Annotated in this window: 28 protein-coding genes; 5 read left to right on the top strand and 23 right to left on the bottom strand. The window is 29.3% G+C overall.

Annotated elements, in window-relative coordinates:
• The first annotated feature begins 517 nt into the window (after positions 1-517).
• Both I4U89_RS12230 and I4U89_RS12225 read left to right on the top strand, forming a co-directional pair.
• Positions 518-1,306 carry a threonine/serine exporter family protein gene (locus I4U89_RS12230; RefSeq protein ID WP_195940630.1) on the top strand — a complete coding sequence of 263 codons (789 nt, stop codon included), beginning with the start codon at positions 518-520 and terminating at the stop codon, positions 1,304-1,306.
• Positions 1,306-1,782, top strand: a complete 477-nt coding sequence (locus I4U89_RS12225; RefSeq protein ID WP_195940629.1) for a threonine/serine exporter family protein — start codon at positions 1,306-1,308, stop codon at positions 1,780-1,782. Before I4U89_RS12230 ends, I4U89_RS12225 begins: the two co-directional genes overlap by 1 nt.
• Positions 1,783-1,887: 105 nt before the next feature.
• Here I4U89_RS12225 and I4U89_RS12220 read toward each other — a convergent pair whose 3' ends face one another.
• Together I4U89_RS12220 and I4U89_RS12215 are read right to left on the bottom strand one after the other, a co-directional pair.
• A complete protein-coding gene (locus I4U89_RS12220; RefSeq protein WP_195940628.1) occupies positions 1,888-2,337 on the bottom strand; it encodes a SoxR reducing system RseC family protein in 450 nt (149 codons plus the stop codon).
• 10 nt (positions 2,338-2,347) lie between these two features.
• On the bottom strand, positions 2,348-2,638 hold the full coding sequence (locus I4U89_RS12215) for a metal-sensitive transcriptional regulator (RefSeq protein WP_195940627.1): 291 nt from the start codon (positions 2,636-2,638) through the stop codon (positions 2,348-2,350).
• Between the two features lie 300 nt (positions 2,639-2,938).
• Here I4U89_RS12215 and I4U89_RS12210 point away from each other — a divergent pair, with 300 nt between their 5' ends.
• On the top strand, positions 2,939-3,214 hold the full coding sequence (locus I4U89_RS12210; RefSeq protein WP_195940626.1) for a hypothetical protein: 276 nt from the start codon (positions 2,939-2,941) through the stop codon (positions 3,212-3,214).
• 128 nt (positions 3,215-3,342) lie between these two features.
• Here I4U89_RS12210 and aspS read toward each other — a convergent pair whose 3' ends face one another.
• The 21 genes from aspS to I4U89_RS12105 form a co-directional block, all read right to left on the bottom strand.
• A complete protein-coding gene (aspS, locus tag I4U89_RS12205; protein WP_195940625.1) occupies positions 3,343-5,127 on the bottom strand; it encodes an aspartate--tRNA ligase in 1,785 nt (594 codons plus the stop codon).
• Between the two features lie 242 nt (positions 5,128-5,369).
• On the bottom strand, positions 5,370-6,632 hold the full coding sequence (gene hisS / locus I4U89_RS12200; RefSeq protein WP_195940624.1) for a histidine--tRNA ligase: 1,263 nt from the start codon (positions 6,630-6,632) through the stop codon (positions 5,370-5,372).
• The gene (gene hemZ / locus I4U89_RS12195) at positions 6,622-8,094 is read right to left on the bottom strand and encodes a coproporphyrinogen dehydrogenase HemZ (RefSeq protein WP_195940623.1); all 1,473 of its coding nucleotides are present in this window, start codon (positions 8,092-8,094) and stop codon (positions 6,622-6,624) included. Before hemZ ends, hisS begins: the two co-directional genes overlap by 11 nt.
• Positions 8,095-8,224: 130 nt before the next feature.
• On the bottom strand, positions 8,225-8,848 hold the full coding sequence (locus I4U89_RS12190) for an MBL fold metallo-hydrolase (RefSeq protein WP_195940622.1): 624 nt from the start codon (positions 8,846-8,848) through the stop codon (positions 8,225-8,227).
• Between the two features lie 12 nt (positions 8,849-8,860).
• Positions 8,861-9,310, bottom strand: a complete 450-nt coding sequence (gene dtd / locus I4U89_RS12185; protein WP_195940621.1) for a D-aminoacyl-tRNA deacylase — start codon at positions 9,308-9,310, stop codon at positions 8,861-8,863.
• A gap of 11 nt (positions 9,311-9,321) precedes the next feature.
• On the bottom strand, positions 9,322-11,532 hold the full coding sequence (locus I4U89_RS12180; protein WP_092923785.1) for a RelA/SpoT family protein: 2,211 nt from the start codon (positions 11,530-11,532) through the stop codon (positions 9,322-9,324).
• 192 nt (positions 11,533-11,724) lie between these two features.
• Positions 11,725-12,237, bottom strand: a complete 513-nt coding sequence (locus tag I4U89_RS12175) for an adenine phosphoribosyltransferase (protein ID WP_092923782.1) — start codon at positions 12,235-12,237, stop codon at positions 11,725-11,727.
• Positions 12,238-12,251: 14 nt separating this feature from the next.
• Complete coding sequence (gene recJ / locus I4U89_RS12170) at positions 12,252-14,759, bottom strand: single-stranded-DNA-specific exonuclease RecJ (protein ID WP_195940620.1); 2,508 nt, start codon at positions 14,757-14,759, stop codon at positions 12,252-12,254.
• A gap of 13 nt (positions 14,760-14,772) precedes the next feature.
• Positions 14,773-16,437, bottom strand: a complete 1,665-nt coding sequence (locus I4U89_RS12165) for an ABC1 kinase family protein (RefSeq protein WP_195940619.1) — start codon at positions 16,435-16,437, stop codon at positions 14,773-14,775.
• A gap of 74 nt (positions 16,438-16,511) precedes the next feature.
• Positions 16,512-17,012, bottom strand: a complete 501-nt coding sequence (locus I4U89_RS12160; protein ID WP_195940618.1) for a gamma carbonic anhydrase family protein — start codon at positions 17,010-17,012, stop codon at positions 16,512-16,514.
• 1 nt (position 17,013) lies between these two features.
• Positions 17,014-18,387: a thioether cross-link-forming SCIFF peptide maturase gene (scfB, locus tag I4U89_RS12155; protein ID WP_195940617.1), complete on the bottom strand. Its 1,374-nt coding sequence runs from the start codon at positions 18,385-18,387 to the stop codon at positions 17,014-17,016.
• Between the two features lie 245 nt (positions 18,388-18,632).
• A complete protein-coding gene (gene scfA, locus I4U89_RS12150) occupies positions 18,633-18,776 on the bottom strand; it encodes a six-cysteine ranthipeptide SCIFF (RefSeq protein ID WP_092923767.1) in 144 nt (47 codons plus the stop codon).
• A 64-nt stretch (positions 18,777-18,840) separates the two neighbouring features.
• Complete coding sequence (locus I4U89_RS12145) at positions 18,841-19,203, bottom strand: TIGR04086 family membrane protein (RefSeq protein ID WP_195940616.1); 363 nt, start codon at positions 19,201-19,203, stop codon at positions 18,841-18,843.
• 66 nt (positions 19,204-19,269) lie between these two features.
• Positions 19,270-19,548, bottom strand: coding sequence for a preprotein translocase subunit YajC (gene yajC, locus I4U89_RS12140; protein ID WP_195940615.1), 279 nt, complete (start codon positions 19,546-19,548; stop codon positions 19,270-19,272).
• A 183-nt stretch (positions 19,549-19,731) separates the two neighbouring features.
• Positions 19,732-20,853, bottom strand: a complete 1,122-nt coding sequence (gene tgt / locus I4U89_RS12135) for a tRNA guanosine(34) transglycosylase Tgt (RefSeq protein ID WP_092923758.1) — start codon at positions 20,851-20,853, stop codon at positions 19,732-19,734.
• A gap of 28 nt (positions 20,854-20,881) precedes the next feature.
• Positions 20,882-21,379 carry a phosphate-starvation-inducible PsiE family protein gene (locus I4U89_RS12130; RefSeq protein WP_195940614.1) on the bottom strand — a complete coding sequence of 166 codons (498 nt, stop codon included), beginning with the start codon at positions 21,377-21,379 and terminating at the stop codon, positions 20,882-20,884.
• 10 nt (positions 21,380-21,389) lie between these two features.
• The gene (gene queA, locus I4U89_RS12125) at positions 21,390-22,415 is read right to left on the bottom strand and encodes a tRNA preQ1(34) S-adenosylmethionine ribosyltransferase-isomerase QueA (RefSeq protein ID WP_279311328.1); all 1,026 of its coding nucleotides are present in this window, start codon (positions 22,413-22,415) and stop codon (positions 21,390-21,392) included.
• 192 nt (positions 22,416-22,607) lie between these two features.
• On the bottom strand, positions 22,608-23,624 hold the full coding sequence (gene ruvB / locus I4U89_RS12120; protein WP_092923749.1) for a Holliday junction branch migration DNA helicase RuvB: 1,017 nt from the start codon (positions 23,622-23,624) through the stop codon (positions 22,608-22,610).
• A gap of 162 nt (positions 23,625-23,786) precedes the next feature.
• Positions 23,787-24,389, bottom strand: coding sequence for a Holliday junction branch migration protein RuvA (gene ruvA, locus I4U89_RS12115; protein ID WP_195940612.1), 603 nt, complete (start codon positions 24,387-24,389; stop codon positions 23,787-23,789).
• On the bottom strand, positions 24,382-24,891 hold the full coding sequence (gene ruvC / locus I4U89_RS12110) for a crossover junction endodeoxyribonuclease RuvC (protein WP_092923743.1): 510 nt from the start codon (positions 24,889-24,891) through the stop codon (positions 24,382-24,384). Before ruvC ends, ruvA begins: the two co-directional genes overlap by 8 nt.
• Before the next feature lie 124 nt (positions 24,892-25,015).
• Complete coding sequence (locus I4U89_RS12105; protein WP_195940611.1) at positions 25,016-25,615, bottom strand: hypothetical protein; 600 nt, start codon at positions 25,613-25,615, stop codon at positions 25,016-25,018.
• 159 nt (positions 25,616-25,774) lie between these two features.
• Here I4U89_RS12105 and I4U89_RS12100 point away from each other — a divergent pair, with 159 nt between their 5' ends.
• Both I4U89_RS12100 and I4U89_RS12095 read left to right on the top strand, forming a co-directional pair.
• On the top strand, positions 25,775-26,095 hold the full coding sequence (locus I4U89_RS12100; RefSeq protein ID WP_195940610.1) for a hypothetical protein: 321 nt from the start codon (positions 25,775-25,777) through the stop codon (positions 26,093-26,095).
• A 92-nt stretch (positions 26,096-26,187) separates the two neighbouring features.
• On the top strand, positions 26,188-26,502 hold the full coding sequence (locus tag I4U89_RS12095) for a DUF1540 domain-containing protein (protein WP_195940609.1): 315 nt from the start codon (positions 26,188-26,190) through the stop codon (positions 26,500-26,502).
• Positions 26,503-26,630: the final 128 nt, after the last annotated feature.

Here is a 26,630-nt window from a genome sequence, read left to right as displayed (position 1 = left end):
AAATATAAGTTTTCCTGCTCAGACTATCATTATCTGAATATCTGGCTTGGTTGTATTCGATTCTTTAAGAATCAGTTATATAAATTAACCTACTGTTTAATTTTCAAAGTTCTTACTGTCCTCTCTTGGACAAGTACTACTATATCACCTTATTTTTATATGGTCAACACTTTTTTTAAACTTTTTTATTTTTTTCATTTTTTCTCAATATTTTTGTATTAAGATTTTTTATAAAAAGTAGCTAATACTCTAAGTTTAGGCTACTTTTATTATATTATATATTGATAAAATTTCTTCAAAAAATATTTTTATTTGTATTTTTAAACTCTATAAGTTTTTAATATAAATAAAAGATGAGTATTTTGACAAAATAGATATAATAATTATTATTATTTGATCTATATAATATATAAATTTAAAACTTTATTTTAAATTTATATATTTACTTATAGTTTTGTAAACATATGTCAAAAAAGATGTTATAATGCTTATATTAGGTTAGTTAGGAGGGAATTTTATGTATAACGACAGCAATCAAGAATACAAAAAAGACGTACTTAGGCTAGCTTTATTTCTTGGTGAACTTATGCTAATAAATGGGGCTGAAACTTATCGTGTAGAGGATAGCGTTATTAGAGTTTGTAAGTCGAGGGGTTTTAATTATATTAGCGTATTTGCAACTCCTACCGCTATCATTATATCAGATGATAGATTTGATGGTTTGTCCTTTATGAAAACGATTAGAAACCGTGGAATAAATTTAAACAAAATTTCTCTACTTAATAATTTTTCTAGGGAGTTTGTTAATGCAAAGGACACACCTATAAAAGATGCTTTAGCAGAACTTAAAGTTCTTGGGGAGACTCCTGAACATCCACCTAAATTAGTTTACATAGCTACAGGTTTAGCATCTGCTTCCTTTGCTTGTGTTGTAGGGGGTAATAATTTAATTAATTTCATATTTACAACTATAATATCTATACTAGCAGTTATATGTTATAAAAAAATTATGAAGGTAAGTAATATCCCAGCCTTTTCTAGTTTGATAGCTTCGGTATTTATAGCTCTAACTGGGGTTTTAGTAACAGAACTTGGTTTTTTAGCAACACCTAAAACTCTAATAGTTGGTTCTATAATGCCACTACTACCTGGAGTATCTTTTATAAAAGGTATACGTGATTTAATTGCAGGGGATTTAATTTCAGGAGTAGCACGTGCTTTTGATGCAGGCTTAACTGCTATTTCTATAGCTTGTGGTGTTGGTCTTGTGCTAGATTTATGGCTTAAGTTTGGAGGTGCATTCTAATGACTGATATGAGTTTAATTTGGCATTTTATATTTTCAGCATTTTCTACTGTTGGATTTGCTGTATTTTTAAATGGACCTATATCTACACTAATTCCAGCAGGAATTACTGGAGGTATAGGATGGACAATGTATTATTATTTAATGGGAATCACTTCTAACTCAATAATTTCAAACTTCATAGCAACTCTAGTGGTTTCTTTTATAAGTGAAATGCTTGCTAGAAAATTAAAACATCCTGCTATACTCTTTGTAATACCAGGTATAATACCTTTAGTTCCTGGACTTGGAATGTATAATACTATGCTTTATCTAGTTCAAAAAGATTATGATATGGCTGTATCAGTTGGTACGGATGTATTATTTTCTGGAGCCGCTATAGCACTTGGAATATTAGTTATGACTTCATTTGTTAGAACTATAAATATATTCAAACTAAAAAAAATGGCAGCATTACTTCAAAAAGTTAGTAAATAATTGCTTAGATTTTAATTATAAAACCCTTATAAAAAGCTATGAAAATAGAGTTTAATTCTATATTCATAGCTTTTTTATTAATATATAAGCATGATTGACTATATACTATAAATTAATCTCTTTTCCACCTGATACTATATCCGTGATTACAGGTATATACTCTCTGCTCTCTCTAAATTTCTTATCTCTTTTTTTAAGTATAAAAAAAGCAATCATCATAGTAGTAATGCCCACTATAAAACTTATAACTTCTATATTGCTTATCATACTTATGCTATTTAGTATAAAATATGTAGCTATTGTTCCTATCAAAAGACCTACTAATGGAGTTAAATATACTAAAAATGCTGCTTTTAATACATTTACACCATCCATGTTTACTTTTACCCTATCTCCAACTTTAGCACCTATGTTGTTATCAACTTCTACCACAATATCTTTTGATTCTGAACTAGTAACACATTTTCCACAAGCTGCACAAGCAGAATGCCTTTGCATTTTTAGCTTAGCAGTATTTTTGTCTAAAATCTCTATTATATACCCTTGTTGTTCCACAAAATCCCCCCTATTTTGTAAACTTAGTTATAGTACCCATTAATTCATTTATAACATTTTCTGTAATTTCTTCATCACCACTTTTTATAGTGTGAGAAACACATCCTTTTATATGATTTTCAAGTACTATTGTACCTACTTTATTTATAGCAGATCTAATTGCCGATATTTGAACTAATATATCTACACAATATCTTTCTTCTTCTATCATATTTTGGATACCTTTAACTTGTCCCTCTATTCTTTTAAGCCTTTTTATAAGAGCTTCTTTATCGTTTGATTCAGCTAATTTTTTTTCCATATGATCACCTCTTTTGTTGATATATATATTATAGCTTATTTTTATTTTATTAATGTTAATTAAATTCAAATTATTTTATACTTTATATAAGCTTTTAGGAAAAACGAGTATAATGCTCAATTTTAATTTAAAAATCAATATTTTTAATAGTAATTAATAATTATATTATATAATATAATTATTATATTCTAAACATTTTAATATTTATTTTAAATATAATACTATTTTAATCTTTTAAGTATAGTTTGCACTTATTATGTTGATGATATTAATAGATTATTTTTAAAGGAGATTATTAATATGAATCCTAATTCTAAATCAAATTCAAAAAAAGCTTTAAATAACTTTAAAATGGAAATATCTACTGAACTTGGGCATGATTATGATAACTCAAATAATAAAGTAACTAGTAAATATTCACAAGATACTTTAGATGACCATGCTAAAAATTTATTATCTGGAGATAAAGCATATAACATGGAGGGTACTAAACCCTACGCAGGTGGAGAAAGATCCGTTGAAGGTGGAGAAAAGATGCTTGTAAGCAAGTACTATTCTCAAAATAATATTAAATAGCTACACTTAAATTATAATTTTTTATGTATCCACTAGGTTTATACCTTACTCAAAAATAAATAAAGAAAGTGCCTCTTAATAATATATCTTGAGGCACTTTCTTTGCTATAATATACAAAATGTGTATATTACTTGTTTATTTCAACTTTTATATTTAATTCTTTTAATTGTGCTTCTTCAGCTACTGCTGGAGCGTTAGTCATTGGACATACTGCACTTTGGTTTTTAGGGAATGCTATAACATCTTTTATGTTAGTAGTTCCTGCAAGTATCATAACTAATCTATCAAGTCCAAATGCAATTCCTGCATGAGGAGGAGTTCCATACTTAAATGCATCTAATAAGAATCCAAATTTCTCTCTAACTTCTTCTTCAGTAAATCCTAATGCTTTAAACATTTTTTGTTGAACATCAGAATTGAATATTCTAACACTTCCTCCACCAACTTCGTATCCATTTATAACTATATCGTAAGCCTTAGCTCTTAAAGATGCTTTGTCATCTCCTTCAAGCTTTTCTATATCTTCATCCATTGGAGAAGTGAATGGGTGGTGTTTAGCTACCATTCTTCCTGTTTCTTCATCTTCTTCAAATACAGGGAATTCAGTTACCCATAACATTTTATATTCATTGTTGTCTAATAAGTTAAGTCTTCTAGCAACTTCAAGTCTAACTTGACCTAATGCATCAAATACTACAGAGTTTTTATCTGCAACGAATAATAATAAGTCGCCTTCTTTAGCATTCATTCTGTCAAGTATAGCTGTTAATTCTTCTTGTGTAAAGAACTTAGCTATTGGAGAAGTAACTTCTCTGTTAGCTCCTATTCTCATCCAAGCAAGACCTTTAGCTCTGTAAGTCTTAGCATGGTCTTCTATTTTACTTAATTGCTTTTTACTTATTTCATCAGATTTGCCTTCAACATTTATACCTCTAACACTCATTCCATCTTTAGTAGCATTAGCAAATACTCCAAATCCACAGTTTGCTACTAAATCAGATATATTAGTTAATTCATATCCAAATCTAGTATCAGGCTTGTCACTTCCGTATCTTTCCATAGCTTCAGCATATGTCATAACTGGAAGTGGTAATGCTACATCTACATTTAATATTTCTTTAAATATAGTTTGCACCATTTTTTCCATTATTGCCATAACATCTTCTTGCTCAACGAAAGACATTTCACAGTCTATTTGAGTAAACTCAGGTTGTCTGTCTGCTCTTAGGTCTTCATCTCTAAAGCACTTAACTATTTGGAAGTATCTATCCATACCACTTACCATTAATAATTGTTTAAATAATTGTGGTGATTGTGGTAAAGCATAGAATTTACCTTCATTAACTCTACTTGGTACAAGATAATCTCTAGCACCTTCTGGAGTTGGCTTTATTAAGAAAGGTGTTTCTATTTCACAGAAGTTGTTTTCTGTTAAGTAGTTTCTTACTATATTTGCAACCTTACTTCTTAACATTAAAGTCTTTTGCATAGATGGCTTTCTTAAATCTAAGTATCTATACTTAAGTCTTAATTCTTCTGATACATTATCATCATCTTTTATATATATTGGTGGTGTTTGCGATTCATTAAGTATTCTAAGTTCAGTAGCAAATACTTCTATATCACCAGTTGGCATGTTAGGGTTTTTAGATGATCTTTCACAAACTTTTCCCTTAACAGCTATAACATATTCAGATCCTAACTTTTCAGCCTTAGCAAAAGCTTCAGCGTTAACGTCAGTATCAAATATTATTTGGCATAATCCACTTCTGTCTCTTAAGTCAACAAACACTAATCCACCTAAGTTTCTTTTCTTTTGAACCCATCCCATAAGGACAACTTCTTCATTTATATTGTTTTCTCTTAAGTCCCCACAATAGTGAGTTCTCTTTAATCCGTTTAGAGTTTCCATTATTTACCCTCCAGGCTTTCTTTAAATTTCCTATAACACATAATAAACTATATTTATTAAAAATTATTGATATATAATCTTTTATATGTGCTTCAAAAGTCTTTCTTTAAGACATTTTATATAAGACTTATTATAATTTAATATTTTATCATTACTACAATTTACTTGTCCATTTAAAATTGGCTTTCTATAATTTATGATATATCATAAATTATATTTAAAATTGTATAATCCCTTACAAATTATAATCTTTCCTTTAATTCTTTAACTATATCACTTAGTTTTATAGTAGTTTGCTCTGATGTAGCCATATTTTTAAGTGTAGCACTATCATTTTCTAACTCATCATCACCTATAACTATAGTGAATTTTGCATTTATTTTATCTGAGTACTTAAATTGTGCCTTAACGCTTCTATCTAAGTGGTCATTTTCAGCACTTATATGTTCACTTCTTAAATCTTTTAATATTTTAAAGCTCTTAGTTTTAGCTTTATCTCCTATTGTTACTATGAATATATCCATAGCATGTGGGTTTTCTATTTCTATATTATTATTTTCTAAAGTTAATAATAATCTTTCAACTCCTAGACCAAATCCTATACCACTAACTCCTTTAGGTCCTCCAATTTGTTCTACTAGTCCGTCGTATCTTCCTCCACCACAAACTGTACTTTGAGCACCAATATCATTTGATATTATTTCAAAAGCAGTTTTCTTGTAGTAATCAAGTCCTCTAACAATTTTTTTGTCAACTACATAGTTTATTTCCATTTCAGTTAAGTACTCTTGTACTTTTTTAAAGTGCTCGCTACATTCATCACATAAGTGATCTACCATAAAAGGTACATCTTGTAAGTTTTCTTGACATGTAGGATTCTTGCAATCTATAACTCTCATTGGATTTTTATCTTTTCTTTCTAAGCAAGTTTCACATAATACATCTGCTTTTGAGTCTAAGTATGCTTTTAGTATTTCGTTGTATTTAGCTCTACAAGTTGGACATCCAACAGAGTTTATGCTAACTACTAAATCTTTAAGACCAACTTCATTGAAAAATTGAACAGCTAAAGCTATTACTTCTGCATCTAATGATGGTTTGTCACTTCCTAAAGCTTCTATTCCAAATTGGTGGAATTGTCTTTGTCTTCCTGCTTGTGGTCTTTCATATCTAAAGCAAGGTGTCATATAAAATAACTTTGTTGGTTGAGTTTCTGCATATAATTTATTTTCTATAAATGCTCTAACTACACCAGCAGTTCCCTCTGGCTTTAAAGTTATATCTCTTTTACCTTTATCTTCAAAAGAATACATTTCCTTTTGTACTATGTCAGTTGTATCTCCAACACTTCTTTTGAATAATTCTGTATGTTCAAATATTGGAGTTCTCATTTCTTCGTATCCAAATAATGCACATACCTCTCTAAATTTATTTTCAACATAATTCCATTTGTAAGCATCTTTTGGAGTTATGTCTTTAGTTCCTCTTGGAGCTTTAGTTAACATTTTTGTATATCTCCTTTCTCTTTCTTTCTATCATTTCATCAACTCTGTCTATATATTGCTCTACATTTTTAACATTGTCAACTCTTTCTATTCTATCTTCATCAACATATACAAATTTTGATATAGATCCAGCACCTACTGCATAGTTACTTTGCTTCTCTTCCATTATTTGAATGTTATATATACATTCATAACCTTCTTTAGCATATCCTATGTTTTCTAAGTTTCCTAACATATGCTTTTGACGGTACATATAATATGGATTAAGTCCCATATCACGAGCATATTCCATTGATAAATCTATCATCTTTATCATTTCTTCATATCTTGTAAGTTCGTATTTATCTAGATTTTCTTTTAGATTAGATGCCCTTTTTATAGCTAATGTATGTACTGTTAAACTTTCTGGTGAAAGTTTTTTGATTTCTTCTAAAGTATTTCTAACCATATCTAAATCTTCATCTACAAGACCTAATATGATATCCATATTTATATTATCAAATCCTATTTCTCTTGCCATATTAAAACAATCCACTATATCAGCTACAGTATGGTCTCTACCTATCTTAGCTAATGTTTCATCATTCATAGTTTGAGGATTTATACTTATTCTATCTACATTATGCTTTTTAAGAACTTCTAATTTTTCTCTAGTTATAGTATCAGGTCTTCCTGCTTCTACTGTAAATTCTTTTATCCTACTTAAATCTAACTCTTTAAATAAAGCAGTTATTAAAGTATCTAGTTCTTCTTTTTCTAAGGCTGTTGGAGTTCCTCCACCAATATATAATGTTTCTATTTCTTTATTAGTGTCTTTTAATATTTTAGAAAGTCCCTTTATTTCTTCTATAAGCTTATCTACATATTCTTTTCTTAAATGTCCAAATTGTTTTAATGGATTTGCTGGGAATGAGCAATAGTAGCATCTTGTTGGACAAAATGGTATACCTACATATAAAGAAATTTTATTTTTATCTATTGGATATATAAATACTCTTTCTCTTTTTGCAATTTCTAGGCTTAAGTCTATTTTTTCATCCATTATATAGTATTTTTCTTTTAATATTTCTCTTATCGACTCTTCATCTACACCTTGGTCTAATAGAGTGTGTACTATCTTAACAGGTCTTATACCTGTTAGTATCCCCCAAGGTACATATGAGTTTAATCTATTTTGTAAAACTTTAAATATACTTCTTTTTATAGTTTCTTTTGTAGCTTTTTTTATTTCTTGTTCATTTAATCCACTTATGTTTATATGGTCTCTAAACTCATACTTTAAATCATAATTTTCATAGTATTCAGTTTTAGCGATTATTGTATCATTATATGTTAATAATGTGTTTGTTAATATTCTTCCGAAACTTTTTCTTTCTACAAATTCAAAATCCGTAGTAAATAGTTTTATTAATTCAGCTACTTCATATTTATAATCATGTCCTTTTAAAACTACACCTATCATTTTCTTGCTCCTTCTTAACATAATAGTTAAATTTACTTTAAGTTACTTAAATGCCTAAAAGATAGCTAATATAGCTATCTTTTAAAACTTTAGTTATATATTATCCATAAGTTATTGGAGCAATTATTTTTTATCTGCTCATATATGGATTGCTCGTCTTTTCTATTCCTAAAGTAGAACTTGGTCCATGACCTGGATGAATTTTAACGTCATTTTCATATTTTGATAACTTCTTAAGAGATTTTTCTAACTCTTTATAACTTCCTCCAATAAAATCTGTTCTACCTATACTCCCTGCAAATAAAGTATCTCCAGTAAACATATCATCATTAACTCTTATACACATTCCACCTTTTGTATGTCCTGGTGTATGTATAAATGATAGTTTTAAATTACCTAATGTTAATTTTTCTTTATCATTTACATATATGTCAGCATCTAATTCTTGAGGTCCGCAATGTGGCATCATACAACTTAAATTTTTTCTATTATCATTTAATAACTCTTTTTCATCTGTATGTGCAACTACCTTAGCACCTGTCTTTTCTCTTATAGATTTTACTGCACCTATATGATCTCCATGTCCATGAGTTAATAATATATACTCAAGTATTAAACCATTATTTTTTATATAACTTAATATCTTATCTTCTGCTCCACCTGGGTCTACTACTGCACATTTTTTAGTTTCTTCATCTACTAATATATACATATTTTCACCAAAGCTTGGTTCAAGTATTTTTTCTATTTTCATTTTTAAATCCCCCTAGAAAGCTTTATTTGACTCTAATAATATTGTAACTGGTCCATCATTAGTTAAATCTACCATCATATGAGCACCAAACTCACCAGTTCCAACTACTATATCATTATTCTTTGCTTTTTGTACAAACTCTTCATAAAGTTTAGTTGCAACATCTGGTCTTGCTGCATTTGTAAAGCTTGGTCTTTTTCCTTTTCTACAATCACCATATAAGGTAAATTGTGAAACCACTAAAAGTTCTCCACCTACATCTTTAAGAGATAAGTTCATTTTTTCATTTTCATCTTCAAAAATTCTTAGGTTTAGTATTTTATCTATCATGTAATCAACATCTTTAGATGTATCTTCATGAGTTACTCCAAGTAAAACAAGTAGTCCCTTGTTTATTTGGCCTGTAACACGATCACCTACTTTAACTTTAGATGATGATACTCTTTGTACAACTGCTCTCATAGTCCTTCCTCCTAGTTTATTACTCTATATACATCTTCTATTCCTGGTATAGATTTTATCTTTTTCATTAATAAATTTAGCTCATCTATATTATCAACTTCAATAAGTAGATTAACATTTATAATACCTTCTTTTCCTTTTCTGGCATTTATACCATTAAATCCTACTTTTTCAACTGCTACAGCATGAGTTATATCATTAATTATACCTTTTCTATCTACACCTTTTATTTGAATTTCTGCTTCAAATCTACTACTTTCCGAGTTACACCATTCAACTTCTAATAATCTATTTTTAAAGAAGTCTCCATTTACATTTGCATTAGGACAGTCTTTTCTATGAACAGCTACACCTCTACCTTTTGTAACATATCCTACTATTTCATCACCTGGAAGTGGATTACAACATTTTGCAAATCTAACTAATATATTATCAAGTCCCTTTACTGTTACTCCTTGAGATGTATTCTTTCTCTTTTTCTTATATTCAGAATCTGTTAAATTGTGATTCTTTAAGTCCTCTACAGCATTTGCTTCTTGTTCTTTTTTAGTTTTTTTGACTTCTTTTTCGTATAATTCTCTTACCTTTGGAACAACTTGTGATGCCATTATTCCACCATAACCAATAGTAGCTATTAAATCCTCTACAGTTTGTTGATTGAATTTTTTAGCCACTTGACCTAGGTACTTTTCTATACAAGCTTCTTTTGCTGGTATATTATATTTTTTAAATTCTTTTTCAAGTATTAAATTTCCACGTTCAATATTTTCTTCTCTTCTTTCCTTTTTAAACCACTGTCTTATTCTACTTTTAGCATTTGGTGTTTTTACTATATTAATCCAGTCTCTACTTGGTCCATTTGAATTTGAAGAAGTTAATATTTCCACTATATTTCCATTTTGTAATTTATAATCAATAGGAACTATTCTTCCGTCTATCTTAGCTCCAACACATTTATTACCTACATTAGTATGCACTCTATAAGCAAAGTCTATTGGAGTTGCACCTGCTGGAAGTTCTATGACGTCCCCCCTTGGAGTGAATACATAAACTTGACTACTAAATACATCATCTTTAAGAGCATCTAAAAACTCTTGAGGATCTTTTAGATCTTTTTCCCACTCCATCATTTGTCTTAACCATTGAAGTTTCTCTTCTACATTTTGTCTTGTATCTTGAGTTTTACCTTCTTTATATTTCCAGTGAGCTGCAATCCCGTATTCAGCTATTTGATGCATTTCTTTTGTTCTTATTTGTATCTCTACAGGCTCTCCATCTGGTCCTATAACAGTGGTATGAAGACTTTGATACATATTAGGTTTTGGCATTGCTATATAATCTTTAAATCTTCCTGGAATTGGCTTCCATAATGTATGTACCATTCCAAGTACTGCATAACAATCTTTAACATTATCTACTATTATTCTGACTGCTGTTAAATCATAAATTTCTTCAAATCCCTTGTCTTTGTTTTTCATCTTACTGTATATGCTATAAAAATGCTTAGGTCTTCCATATACATTGTATGGTATATTTACAGATTTTAATTTTTCATCTAATATACTTAAAACTTTTTTTATATACTCTTCTCTTTGGCTTCTTTTTTTAGCTACTTTTTCAACTAATTCATAGTAACCGTCTGGGTCTATATATCTAAGTGCCAAGTCTTCTAATTCCCATTTTATTTTAGAAATACCTAATCTATTTGCTATTCCCCCATAGATTTCAAGTGTTTCTTTTGCTTTTGATTTTGCTTTTTCTGGAGGCATAAATTTTAAAGTTCTCATGTTGTGAAGTCTATCTGCTAATTTTATAAGTATAACTCTTATATCCTTAGCCATAGCCATAAACATTTTTCTTAGATTTTCTGCCTGTGTTTCTTCTTTTGATTGATACTTAATTTGTCCAAGTTTAGTTACTCCGTCCACTAAATTGGCAATTTCTTGAGAAAATTCTTTTTCTATATCTTCATAAGTATAGTCCGTATCTTCAACAACGTCATGTAATATTCCTGCTGCTATAGTTTCTATATCAAGTTCCATGTCTGCTAGTATATTGGCAACTGCTAGAGGATGAATGAAATAAGGTTCACCAGACTTTCTAAATTGACCTTCATGTGCTTTTTTACCAAGATAATAAGCTTTTTTTACTAAATCTATATCAGCATTTGGAGCATAACCTTTTATTTTTTCTATTAATTCTTGTAATTCCTTATCATGCATAATACCACCTATTTTACATATGTAATTTTATAAAGCCTCATTCATTTACTCAAAGAAACAAAACCCTATATTAATTTAATACCTTTTTAATCCTATTGTGTAAACATTTTAATTCTTTATACTAAAATAGTTGGTATAATACCAACTATTTTAGTAATGCCTTTAAGCACCTTTGTAAAATAATCTAATTTATTAATATTTTATTAGAGAATTTACATCGTATTTAGATAGCTTTTCTCTTCCATTTAAGGACTCTAATTCTATTAAGAATTGCATAGATACAACTTCTCCACCTAATTTTTCTATTAGAGCCGCTGCAGCTTCCATAGTTCCTCCAGTAGCTAATAAATCATCAACTATTGCTACTCTTTGTCCTGGCTTTATAGCATCTTTATGTATTTGTAAAGTGTCACTACCATATTCTAATCCGTACTGATAACTTTCTGTTTCATATGGTAATTTTCCTGGCTTTCTAACTGGGACAAATCCAACTCCCATTCCATAAGCAACTGGAGTTCCTGTTAAGAAACCTCTCGCTTCAGGTCCTACTACTATGTCTATGTTTTTATCTTTTAAATTTTTTATAAATTCATCTATAGCATATTTAAAAGCTTCTCCGTCTTGCATTAATGTAGTTATATCCTTAAAACTTACTCCTTCTTTTGGGAAGTCTTTGATTTCTCTTATCTTTTGTTTTAAATCCATTACAATTGCTCCTCCTAATAACTTTCTCTGTATTTCTCGTTTAAAGTTTTTAAGTTTTTAAGTATTTTACTTTCATCTAAATTTAATTTTTTGTCTGGTTTTGGTAATAACTTTATATGTATAGATTTTGTATTTAGTAAGTCATCATGTACAAACTCAAAATCTAATAATAATAATTCCTTAAACACTTTTAATATTGTAAATACTTTTAAAGGTATTATATTAAATACCTTCTTTATATCTCTAAAGTCAACATTTATCTCTTTATTTGAAAGCATAAATTTATATACGTATATAAATTCTTCTCTTTCTGGAATTAAATTATTTACAATATTGTTTAGATATAGTAAATCCGTTTGACTATAATATTTGATAATTATAGCCTCATTATTCGCCTTTTCGTATAAATGAGAATAGTCACCCATATTATACAAATAATCATAAAGAATAATATTATTATATCTTTTTATATTAATTTTTTCAATATTTGGAGAGAATATAAGCTGAAGTTTATCACTATTTGACATAATTTCGTTGTAGTTTATGTCAAATCCATCTATTATATCTTCATCTACTAATGATATATCTGATATAGCTCTATAAAACCCATTTATAGTATTTGCTATAACTAAGGTATCTTTAGTTATATAATCAAATATATTAATATCTTTATTGCCATTTATCATTTCATCTATATTATTAAATCCAAATCTTTCATATAATAAATTTTTATCAATTTCATTTATATCATATAAGCAATTTTCATTAGGTATAGTCTTTGAAAATAGTTCAATTATATCTTCATTTGTACTACTACTTTTAGGATAAGACATTCTTATATCTTTTAATAAAAATTGAATACTTCTTCTTCCCATAAAATTATTTTCATCTAATTGGAAAAGTACATCTACCTTATCCCCTGGCATATATCTTTCTTTAAGGTATGCCATATTAAATCCTATACATTCATAAGACTTTTCTTTTTCTATAGTAAACTTTATATGTTGTTTATTTTTTCCCATAGTTATTATACTTTTAAGTATTGCATCTCTTACTATAAATCTAGGGTTAGGATTATTTAATCCATATGGTTCTAGCTTATGAAGTTCTTCTACTAATTCTAAACTTATAGATTCTTCTTTTAATTCAAGTTCTGCTTTTATATTTTCTATTAAATCTTCTTCATTAAGTTTATAATCTGCAAACTTATTAACTTCATCAGAAAGCTTGTCTATATTTTCTTTATCTAAAGACAAACCTGCTGCTTGTTCATGTCCACCAAACTTATTTAATAAATCTTTACATCTTACAAGTGCATCAAATATACTAAATCCTTTTATAGACCTAGCTGAGCCTGTAGCTTCACCATCTTCTATAGTTAGTAGTATTGTTGGCTTGTAATATTTTTCTGTAAGCTTTGATGCAACTATACCAATAACTCCATGTTGCCACCCTTCATTAGCTATAACTAGCACTTTGTCAGTCTTGTACTTTTCATTAGCCTCTATTATAGCCTCTGCTTCTTGATACATTTTTCCTTCTATTAGCTGTCTTTCATTATTTTTTTCTTCTAATAACATAGCTATTTCTTTAGCTTTTTCTGTATCTTTTGTAGTAAATAATTCAACTCCTAACATTGAGTATCCTAGTCTACCTGATGCGTTTATTCTAGGCCCTATAGAAAATCCTATATGAGATGAACCTATTTTATCTGTTTCCACTCCACAAACCTTTATAAGTTCCCTTAAGCCTATATTATTGCCCTTAGACATAAGAGTTAAACCATTTTTTACTATTATTCTATTTTCGTCTACTAGCGGTACTATATCACATATAGTAGCTAGAGTTGTTATTTCTAAATATGTATATAAACTATTTTTAAATTCTTCTTTAGGAGTAAGAGCTTGTATTAATTTAAAAGCAACTCCACACCCACAAAGCATATCAAAAGGATAATTACAATCTTCTTGCTTTGGATTTATAACAGCTAGTGCATTAGGTATTTCACTTTGACACTCATGGTGGTCTGTTATTATAACATCTATCCCTAATTCATTTGCTATTTCTACTTCTTTTACAGATGTAATACCACAATCTACACTTATCATTAGGTTACATCCTTGATTATGTATGTGTCTTATAGCTTCTTCATTTATGCCATATCCTTCTTCTAATCTATTTGGTATGTAATAATTAACTGGATAGTTAATAGAATCAAAGTATAAACATAATATTGAAGTGGAAGATACTCCATCTACATCATAATCTCCATATATCCATATGCTCTCTTTATTTTCTATAGCTTTTTTTATTCTATCTACTGCTTTATCCATATCCTTCATTAAAAATGGATCTCTTAAATATTCTAATGATGGATTCATAAATATTTCTGCATCTTTTTCATTATTTATTTCCCTATTTTTTAAAATTTGACTAATTTCCGGGGAAATTTTTAATTTTTTACTTAATTCGCTTTCACATACATCTCCCATATGTCTAAGTGTCCATTTTTTATTGAACATAACTTCTCCCCCTTTATTTCTTTTTATATTGAATTCTTATAATCTTGACTACTATTAATATACCTATTATAAATGATATAAAGAAACCACTTAATGCAGTAAACCTTATCCATATATTGTTATTTATATTAGGTGAAGAAATTATAAGTGATGACCCAACTATTATAGATGCTAGTACTAAGCTTAAAGAGATTTGTGTGGTTAAGTCTCTCATTATTTCTTCTAGTGAAGTAAACTTTACGTCTTCTAATTGGAGTTTTACATTATTTTTTTCTATATTTCTAAGTATACCTCTCATTTGCTTAGGTATAGTTTTTATATCTAATATCATCTCTTCTGCTGCATGTTTCGATTTTAAGAATGCATTTTGAGGATTAAATTTATTTATATAATAATGCCTCATAAATTCTTTACCTATAGATGCCACAGAGAAGTTTGGATTTAAATCTCTTCCAGTTCCTTCTAGAGTTATCACTGCTTTTGCAAGAGTAGAAAGCTGTGATGGTATTGATACTTTATATCTCCTAAAGAATCTAAATACCTCATTCATAATATCCGATATATTTATTTTTTCTATTGGAACATCATAATAATAGTGAATTAAATATAATAAATCTTGCCTTAGCCCAATTATATCCACTTCATTATTTATAACATCCATCTCTGTTAATATATATATTACCCTATCTACATTCTTCTCTACCAAAGCTACTGCAATTTCATTTAAAGCATTTAATGTGTTTCTATCTACTATTCCTACCATCCCAAAATCTATATAAGATATAGTATTTTGGCTGACTACAAAAATATTTCCTGGATGTGGATCAGCATGAAAAAATCCATATTCAAATACTTGCTTAAATAAGGACTTAATTCCTATATCACTTATTACCTTTGTGTCCCAATTAAGTTCCTTTATTTTTTTCGTATCATTTAATTTTACACCTATAATTTTTTCCATTACCAATACTTTTTTTGTAGTAAATTCTCCATAGATTTTAGGTATATACACTTCACTACTGTTTTCAAACATTCTCCTAAACTTCATAGCATTTATAGCTTCAAAGTTGTAATCTAATTCTCTCATTAATTGAGTTTGAAACTCTTCAATTATTTGTATAACGTCTATAGAACTATCTTTATTTCCATCTTTAAATGCTAAAACCATTCCCTTTAGTATTTCTAAATCCGACTTTATCCTACTTTCAATATTAGGTCTTTGTATCTTTATTATTACATCTTCTCCGTTTTGAAGCTTTGCTTCATATACTTGCCCAATAGATGCCGCACCTATTGGAGTAGGATTAAATTCATTAAACACTTTTTCTATATCTAAACCTATTTCTTCTTTAAATATTTCTTTAGCAATATCTGTATCAAAAGGTTCTACACTATCTCTAAGTAAAGATAATTCATCTATTATATCTTGGTCTAACAAATCTTTTCTAGTACTTAAAATTTGTCCTAACTTAACATAAGTAGGTCCTAATTCTTCAAAAGCCCGTCTTATCTTTTCTCCTGTAGACATTTGTTTTATTTCTTCAGATGGATTGGTTATAGGTATTTTATATGCTACACCTTCAATATTTAATTTTTCTACTATATAAGAAAACCCATATTTAATTAATATGCGTATAATCTCTTTATATCTTTTTATATTCCTGTAACTTATTCTCACTCTTATCAGCTCCATCTTTTATTGACTTAATTATACAATAAAAGGGCAATATCAAAATTGCCCTTTTAGTTTTCTTATTTATGATTATTTGCAGTTTCTACATATTTTAATGCTGATTTTTTAAGATTTTCTTTTTCTTCATGTGTTAGTTCTCTTATTACTTTTGCAGGCGAACCCATAGCAAGTACTCCTGATGGTATTTTTTTACCTGGAGGTACTAAGCTTCCAGCAGCAAGTAGTGTACTTTCTCCGACTTCAGCACCATCTAACACTATTGCACCCATACCTATTAATGTATTATCTCCTATTTTACATCCATGTATAAGAGCTTTATGCCCTATAGTTACATTTTTGCCTATTATAGTTGGTGCATCATGACAAATATGAACTACACAACCATCTTGAATATTTGTATTTTCTCCTACAGTTATACTACTTTCATCTGCTCTTATAACTACGTTATACCATATGTTAGCATTTTTTCCTATGGTTACATTACCTATTATATCTGCACTATCTGCTACAAACACATTTTCATGAATATTAGGTTCTATTCCTTTGTACCCTTTTATCATCTTATTCTCCTTCTAGCATTAATTTCGCTTGTATCATTATTGAACATTCTGTACGTTTCTTTTGCATTTCGCATCCTAATTCATATGGCTTCATTATGTCATCGTTGAAGTTTATTGCATTTGCATGACATCCACCTGAACAATAGAATTTATTCCAACATTTTTTACAATCTTCTTTGCTATATACGTGAGCATCTCTAAAGCTCTTTACAACTTCTTTAGGGAACACTATTTCTTCTTCCATTATGTTAGATAATTTGTAGTCTTCATTTCCAACGAATTGGTGACATGGGTACATATCTCCATTTGGAGTTATAGCTAGGTATTCATTTCCTGCTCCACATCCTGTTACTCTCTTTATTACACATGGACCTTGATTTAAGTCTACTATAAAGTGGAAGAATTTAAAGTCTTTACCTGATTTTAACATGTCAGCATATTTTACTGCTAAGTTTTCATATTCTTCAAATACTCTTGGTAAATCTTCCTCTTTAAGAGCATATGGATTTTCATCTGCATCTACAACAGGCTCTATAGATGTAAGAGCAAATCCTTCGTTAGCAAAGTGCATAACATCTTTAGAGAAGTCTAAGTTTTCTCTTGTGAAAGTACCTCTTATGTAATAGTACTTATCTTTATCTCTACCTTCTACAAGTTTTTTAAACTTTGGTAATATAATGTCATGACTTCCTTTATCATTTAAAGTTGGTCTCATATTATCATTTACTTCTTTTCTACCATCTAAACTTAAAACTGCATTGTGCATATGCTTGTTTATATATTCTATCTTTTCATCATCTAGTAATATACCGTTAGTAGTTATAGTGAATCTTATGTTTTTATTGTGTTCTTTTTCTACACTTCTTCCGTACTCAACTAGTTGCTTAACTACATCAAAGTTCATTAATGGCTCTCCACCAAAGAAATCTATCTCTAAGTTTCTTCTATTTCCAGAGTTAGCTATAAGGTAATCTATTGCTTTTTTACCAACTTCAAAGCTCATCATTTCCTTAGCCCCACCAAAGTCACCTTGTGCAGCAAAGCAGTATTTACATTTTAAGTTACAATCATGTGCAACGTGTAAGCATAATGCCTTAACAACTTTCTTTCTATCAACAAACGCTGGATGTAATTCATAGCTATCTTCTGTATATAAAAGTCCTTCTGACTCTAAAGTAGCTATTTCTTCATATGCTTCTTCTATTTGCTCTTTAGTGAACTCTTCACCTAAAATCTTAAATAATTCTTCCTTTGTATTTTCTTTGTAATGGTCTAATAATCTATAAGCTACATCATCAACAACATGAACAGCTCCACCATTTACATCTAAAACTATATTATATCCGTTCATTGAAAACTTATGTATCATACTCATTTTTACGTCCTCCCAAGTTTTATTATTTATTCATCTATATCAACAATTTTCCTCATTGTATTTAAACTCTATCCTTCATTATATAACTTAAATAAAATATAGGCAATACTTCAAAAAATTAGCTTAATTTATATCTAAAATAATACTCCTGTATATAATCTATGCTAAATCACACTCGTTAATTAAAATTAAAATAAGACGTCATAAGTTATGACGCCTTACTTTTTATGTTTATCCTAAACTTATTATCTTTCGCACTCTTGGTTTGCTACTGTACAAGAAGTTTTGCAAGCAGATTGACAAGAAGTTTGACATTCTCCACATCCACCTTTAGCAGCACTTTGCTTTAATGTAGCTTGAGATAAAGTTTTAACATGTTTCTTTTCCATTTTAAGTACCTCCTAGTTAAATTTCCCTATTGATTATATCACAAAATGTATTTATGTAAAACTTCTATTTGAAGTTTACACCCAAAACTCCTCCAATGCCACCAGATAAGGATACTAAAAGTGTCTTATAAAGCATACCCATATCAAATATAAATTGGTCCTTAGCTAAACAAACTAATAATATAAGAAGCACTATATACACTAAACCTACTAATAATCCATATATAAGGCCTTTTTCCTTTATATGTTTAGTAGCATAAAATCCTCCAAATGCTGAAGATACTGTAGTTATAACTGAAGATGCCATAGCTATACTGCTTCCTGACATATCTGTAAATGTAAGTATTAAGTTATATATAAGTAAAGTAGCTAATGTTAATATGTACGCATATCCAAGACCTTTTAGGATATGATTTGTTTTTTCCATAAAAAATACCTCCCCTCAGTAATACATATATATTCTAGGAAAGGTATTTAAATTACTATTATTTAATTATTTCTCATCTTGTGGCTCAACAGTACCTATAGCCCATTTTTCAAATGGAACTTTGTTTCTGTTTGGTCCAAGTTCTAATACTACATGGTTTTCTTCAACCTTTGCAACGTGAGCTATTATACCACCTATAGTAGTTACTTTATCTCCTGCTTTTAGGTTTTCTCTCATTTCTTTTAATTGCTTTTCTTTTTTCTTTTGAGGTCTTATTAATAGGAAGTAGAATACAGCAAATACTGCTACCCACATAACTACAGCCATTATCATTTGTTGTGGCATTACCTTCACTCCTTTTTATTATACTAAATTCTATAATACTATAAATATTATAGATTACCCTCCTTGGATAATCTATTTATTTTTAATTAGTATTTATATAAACTATATCCCTAAAATATAGGAAGAGTTTACCTTTTCATTAATAATTATATATTAAAAATACTTTATTTCATAGTACAATTTCTATAATTTGTATCCGTATTGCTTAAAGAACTCTTCTTTAAAGTCTAATAGTCTATCTTCCATTATAGCTTGTCTTACTTGCTTCATTAAGTTTAATAGGAAGTGTAAGTTGTGAGTCGTTATTAGTCTTGCTGCTAATATTTCATTAGCCTTAACAAGATGTCTTATATATGCTCTAGTGTAATTCTTACAGCAGTAACAATCACAATTTGGATCTAATGGAGTAAAGTCTTTTGCATATTTTGCGTTTCTAACTACTATTTTACCAACACTAGTCATAGCTGTACCGTTTCTAGCTATACGAGTAGGTAAAACACAGTCAAACATATCTATTCCTCTTATAACACCTTCTAATAAGTCGTCAGGACTTCCAACACCCATTAGATATCTTGGCTTATCTTCTGGCATTAGAGGTACTGTGTAATCTAATACTTCATACATTAATTCTTTAGGCTCTCCAACACTTAGACCACCTACTGCATATCCTGGTAAGTCTAATTCTAATATTTCTTTAGCAGATTGCTCTCTTAAATCTTTGTACATTCCACCTTGAATTATACCAAATAATGCTTGTTTTTCAGTGTTTTTATGAGCTTCTTTACATCTTTTTAACCATCTTGTAGTTCTTTCTAAAGAATTTTTAACATACTCTCTATCTGCTGGGTATGGAGCACATTCATCAAAAGCCATCATTATATCTGAACCTAGGGCATTTTGTATTTCCATAGCTTTCTCAGGACTTATAAAGTGTTTAGATCCATCTATATGAGATCTAAAATGTACACCTTCTTCTGTTATCTTTCTAAGTGGTCCTAAACTAAATACTTGGAATCCTCCACTATCTGTAAGTATTGGCTTATCCCAGTTCATAAACTTATGAAGTCCACCAGCTTCCTTAACTAACTCATGTCCTGGTCTCATATATAAGTGATATGTGTTACTTAATATTATTTGAGATCCTATTTCTTTTAACTCTTCTGGAGTCATTGATTTTACTGTTGCTTGAGTTCCAACAGGCATAAATATAGGTGTTTCTATAACTCCATGTGGAGTGTGAAGTCTTCCTAATCTAGCTCCACTTTGCTTACATGTTTTTATAAGTTCATATCTTATTGCACTCATAATTTTGTCTCCTTACTATCTATTCATTTTATACGCTTTGTTGCTTCATTCTTTCTCTACAAGCTTCGCATTCTTCACATTCTTGACCTTCTTCACAGTCTTCATAGTGAATACTAGTTATATTCATAGTACTGTTATCCTTAGCTATTAAGTATTTTCTAATAATAAACAATCCTGCAATTGCTATAACACCTAATAATACTTCTGTCATACCTTCACTCTTTGGAAGCAATAACATTTTTCTAGCTATTGCATATAGTAATACTTCTAAAAGAGCACCTGGAATATGAAGTGATAACATTACTACAAGCTCTACCCCTATAACTAAAAGTAAAATCTGTCCTAATATATCATTTAGTTGACCATAATCAACCGGTGTATGAAAATCTACTATATAGGCTGTCCATATTACTCTTAAAACGTCTATAGTACCTAAAAATACAGCAAGTAGAACCACCATTGCTAAAATTGATTCAAAAACATAGGCTATTCTTAAAGATAAATTATTTTTATCTATATTTTTCATCAAATTCCCCCTATTTTATAATCATGGCATCTCCGAAACTAAAGAATCTATATTTTTCTTCAACTGCAACATTGTATGCATTTAATGTTTTTTCTTTTCCACATAAAGCACTTACTAACATTATTAAAGTTGACTCTGGTAAGTGAAAGTTAGTTATAAGTCTATCTACTACCTTAAACTTATATCCTGGGTATATAAATATATTAGTCCATCCACTAGATTCCTTTACAACTCCATCTTCACTACTTGCAGACTCTACTGTTCTACAGCTAGTAGTTCCAACACATATAACTTTATTTCCATTAGCTTTTGCTTTATTTATTTTGTCAGCTGCCTCTTTATCTACCATATAAAACTCAGAGTGCATCTCATGATTTAATACATCTTCTACTTTTACTGGTCTAAAAGTTCCAAGGCCAACATGAAGAGTAACAAAGGCTATATCTACACCTTTTGCTTTTATCTCACTAAGTAGCTCTTGTGTAAAGTGTAGCCCTGCTGTTGGTGCTGCCGCTGAACCATTGTGTTTTGAATACACAGTTTGATATCTTTCTCTTTCTTCTAATCTTTCTGTTATATATGGAGGAAGTGGCATATTTCCTAATTCATCTAAAACTTCTTCAAATATTCCTTCATAATGAAATTTTATTATTCTAGAACCCTCTTCAGCAAGTCCCACTACTTCTCCTATTAGCTTTCCATTTCCAAAAGAGAATCTAGCTCCTACCTTAGCTCTTTTACCTGGCTTAACTAGAGCTTGCCAAGTATCCTCTTCAGTTCTTTTTAGTAAAAGAAATTCTATTTTTCCTCCAGTATCAAGCTTTTCTCCTATCAATCTAGCCGGTATAACTCTAGTATTGTTAAGAACTAAGCAATCTCCTGGATTTAAATAATTTATTACATCTTTAAATATCTTATGCTCAATTTCTCCGCTTTCTCTATCTAAGACCATAAGCTTTGAGCTTGATCTATCCTTTATAGGTACTTGCGCTATTAATTCTTCTGGTAGGTCAAAGTAAAAATCACTTGTCTTCAATTTAAACGTCCTTTCCATAAAATTTATATAATTATCATAATAACAAAAATATCATATTTTTTCTATATTCATATTCCTAGCCATTATTATAACTCTATAAATTAATGATTTTTTATTTCATCTTTATTTTACTTTTCTATTTTACCCTAGATTTCTTTTTAAAACAAAGCCTAGTTTATATTTTTAATAGCTTTATTTAGTAGGGTAAGGAATTTTTAGGTGCTCATAGGCAAGTGGCATTGCCACCCTTCCCCTTGGCCCTCTATTTAAGAATCCTAATTGTAATAAATAAGGTTCATATACATCTTCTATAGTATTTCTATCTTCTCCTATTGATGCAGCTAATGTATCTAGTCCTACAGGTCCACCCTTAAACTTTTCAATTATTGTCATAAGTAACTTTTCGTCTACATAATCAAGGCCTAAACTATCTACACCTAGAAGCTCTAGTGCCTTATCTGCAACTTCATTAGTTATATCTCCATCTGCTCTTACTTGTGCGTAGTCTCTTACTCTTTTTAAAAGTCTATTTGCTATTCTTGGTGTTCCTCTAGAACGTCTTGCTATTTCTATTGCCCCACCTTCCTCTATAGTAGCTCCTAATATCTCAGCTGATCTTATAACTATCTTTGCTAATTCATCAACAGTGTAATAATCTAGTTTAGATATAACTCCAAATCTATCTCTTAGTGGATTTGTAAGCATCCCAGCTCTAGTTGTAGCTCCTATTAGTGTAAACTTAGGAAGATCTAGTCTTATACTTCTAGCTGATGGACCTTTTCCTATTATTATATCCAAACAAAAATCTTCCATTGCAGGATATAATACTTCTTCTACACTTCTATTTATACGATGTATTTCATCTATGAATAATACGTCATTTTCATTTAAGTTAGTTAATATTGCAGCTAAATCTCCTGCCCTTTCTATTGCAGGACCTGATGTTATTCTTAGATTAACACCCATTTCATTAGCTATTATACTTGATAAAGTTGTCTTACCTAATCCTGGAGGTCCATATAAAAGTACATGGTCTAATTGTTCATTTCTAGACTTTGCAGCCTCTATAAATATTTTTAACTGTTCTTTAGCTTTTTCTTGACCTAAATAATCATCTAGCGATTTCGGTCTTAAGCTATTTTCTATATCTACATCTTCATTTTTCATGGTAGATGTAATTATTCTATTTTCATCTTCAAAATCGTACATAATCCTACCCCCTTACATTTTATTATCTATCAATGATTCATTAATCTTAAACTTCTTTAATTAGCTTATTTTATTATTTTAAATGGAAAACCTTATAATATCTATATTGTCTTATGCCACTATATTTATATAACTTTCACTAATAAAATTTATTTTATAAAATTATCTTAAAGTCTTACTCATTAGATATGTTAGTGATTTCTTTATTATGTCTTCTGTATTAAGCCCGTCTTTTTTACATTTGTCTACTGCTTCCTTTGCCTCAGCGCTTGAGTATCCAAGAGCAAGAAGTGCATCTACTGCTTCGTCTTTTGATATAGCAACTGGAGCTTGAGTAAGTAGAGTTGGCTCAAATTCTATATTATTTTTATCTACTTTATCTTTTAGCTCAAGTATTATTCTTTCAGCTGTCTTTTTACCTACACCCGGCGCTTTAGACATTTTTGCTATATCTTCGCTTAATATATAAGCTCCTAATTGCCCTGGTGTTGCAAAAGATAATATACCAAGTCCAACTTTAGGACCTATTTTTGATACAGATGTTAATAATTCAAACATATGCATTTCTTCTCTTGTTGAAAATCCACAAAGGCTCATATCATCTTCTCTTACTATAAGTTTTGTATATATTTTTGCCATACTTCCTATTTCTAAGTCTTTTATAGTATTTGATGATGCATTTATTTTATATCCTATATTATTATTATCTATTACTATATGGTCTAAATATATTTCTTCTATTGTTCCTTTTATATAACTATACATACTTACCCCCTATATTTTTTAATGTTTTTTCCAATCTATTGGCATGAGCATGACATATTGCAACTGCTAAAGCATCTGCTACGTCATCTGGCTTTGGTACTGCTTTTAAATTTAAAAATGAAGTTACCATTTGCTGAACCTGTGCTTTTTGTGCTCTTCCATATCCTACTACACCTTGTTTAACTTGAAGAGGTGTGTATTCATATACAGGCTTATTATTGTGTGCACAAGCAAGCATGGTTACTCCTCTAGCTTGTGCTACACTTATAGCCGTCTTAACATTTTTATTAAAGAACAATTCCTCTATTCCAACTTCATCTACATTGTATTTTTTTATTATTAAATCAATTCCTTTATAAACAAGTTCTAATCTTTTTAATGTATCCATTCCTGCAGGAGTTGTAACTGCTCCATAATCTATTACTCTAAATTTCGAATTTTTATACTCTATTATTCCAAACCCAACTATTGCTATTCCTGGGTCTATGCCTAGTATTATCAAATAAAACTTCCTCCCATTAATCTTTGTAACGCAAATAAAACTTATGTTCTTATACATTATAGCATAAGTTTTATTTACGTTACAAAAATAACCACAACATATACACTACGTTGTGGTTATTTCATTAACTTCCAAAGTTTTCAAGTCTTGAGTAAGCTTCTTCTTGTGAATCTACGACCACTCCCTTTTGAATTTCTTCTTGTACTGATTTTGGAAGTGAATTTATATGTATTTGAGTATCCTCTACTAATTCTCGATTTCCATCATCATCATATTTATAAAGTCCTATAAGATCATCATCTGCTTCTAAGGCATACTTATTACTTCTAGATGCATCTTTATGTGTTTGAATTTCTGATAAAACTATCTCATATTTGCTTATTTTTTCTACTTCCCTTTCTGGATATTTATTTTTTAAATATTCTCTTATTTCTTTCTCATTCATTTCTACTAATGATTTATCTACTGTTCCTACCATCATAGGATTCTTATCTGATTCGCTGCCATCTTCATTTTTCGTATGAACCCATATTTCACAATCCTTACTCAAACCAAATACTTCTTTAACCTTTTGTTCTTTTTTTATTTCTTCTTTAGCATTCACTTTTTGAGCATCTGCACTATTAGTTTTTACTCCTATATAAATACCACCTGTTAAAGCAACCACTCCTGCTATTATCATAACAGGTATTTTCCAATTAAATGGGTCTCTTCTTTCAAACATTAAAATACCTCCTTCTACATAATTTATTGTTATAGATATAAAATCTTTTATATTTAGGTAATTTTTAGTAATTATTTATATTTGAATTTTTGTCCCATTAATTGTTTTTTATACATATTATATATATCATTATTAAATTTATTTATAGGAGGTATTTATGTGAGTTCATACGTTAAGGCAATTTACGATAGACTTGATTTTATAGAATTTAAGCAAAACATTTTACTTTTAAAACAACCACAACATAAAGCATCTATATTTTATGACCTTACCTTAGGTGATTTTTTAAAGATAAAAGACCTAACTGCTAAAGTTTCTGATATTATGACACGTGGAGAAAAATATACTATAGATGACTTCGAAAAAGAATTATTTGTTATATGGCCACCTATAAAAAGTTATCCATCATCATCTACATTAGTTGCAAAAGCACTTATGGATACTCAGTATTTTGATCAATTATTTATGCACGATAACTAATATATTTATTTTTATTGTTAAATAATGATATATTTTCCTTATTCTTGGAAATACTCCTAATAGATTTATTAATTTATTAGGAGGTTAATTTTATGTCTAGTATAAACTGTAATGTAATAAATTGTTCACATAATGATAGCGGAATGTGTTATGCAAATAAAATTGCTGTTAATGGCAAAAAATCCCACACAAGTACTCATACTTGTTGCAGTTCTTTTGTAGAGTCTAGTAATAACTTATCTAGTTCTAATAATGATCGTCCATGTTCATTTATAGGATGTAATGTTAAAACATGTACTCATAATGCAGGTGTCATATGTGCACTTAATAATATAGCTGTTACTTCTAAAGCTCCTAGACCAAATGAGTTGTCTGAAACATATTGTTCTAGTTTTAAATGCAAATAAATATAAAAAACCTAGACCAAATATTTTGGCCTAGGCTCTTATCTTTATAGATTATTCTTCTATTTCCCAGTTATGAGCTATAGATTGAACATCATCATCTTCTTCTAACATATCAACTAATTTTTCCA

Origin of the sequence: Romboutsia sp. 1001713B170131_170501_G6 (assembly GCF_015668195.1) — a bacterium.
Classification (GTDB): domain Bacteria; phylum Bacillota; class Clostridia; order Peptostreptococcales; family Peptostreptococcaceae; genus Romboutsia_C.
The sequence above is the reverse complement of the archived record's forward strand: the minus strand, read 5'-3'. Positions and strand labels throughout refer to the sequence as shown.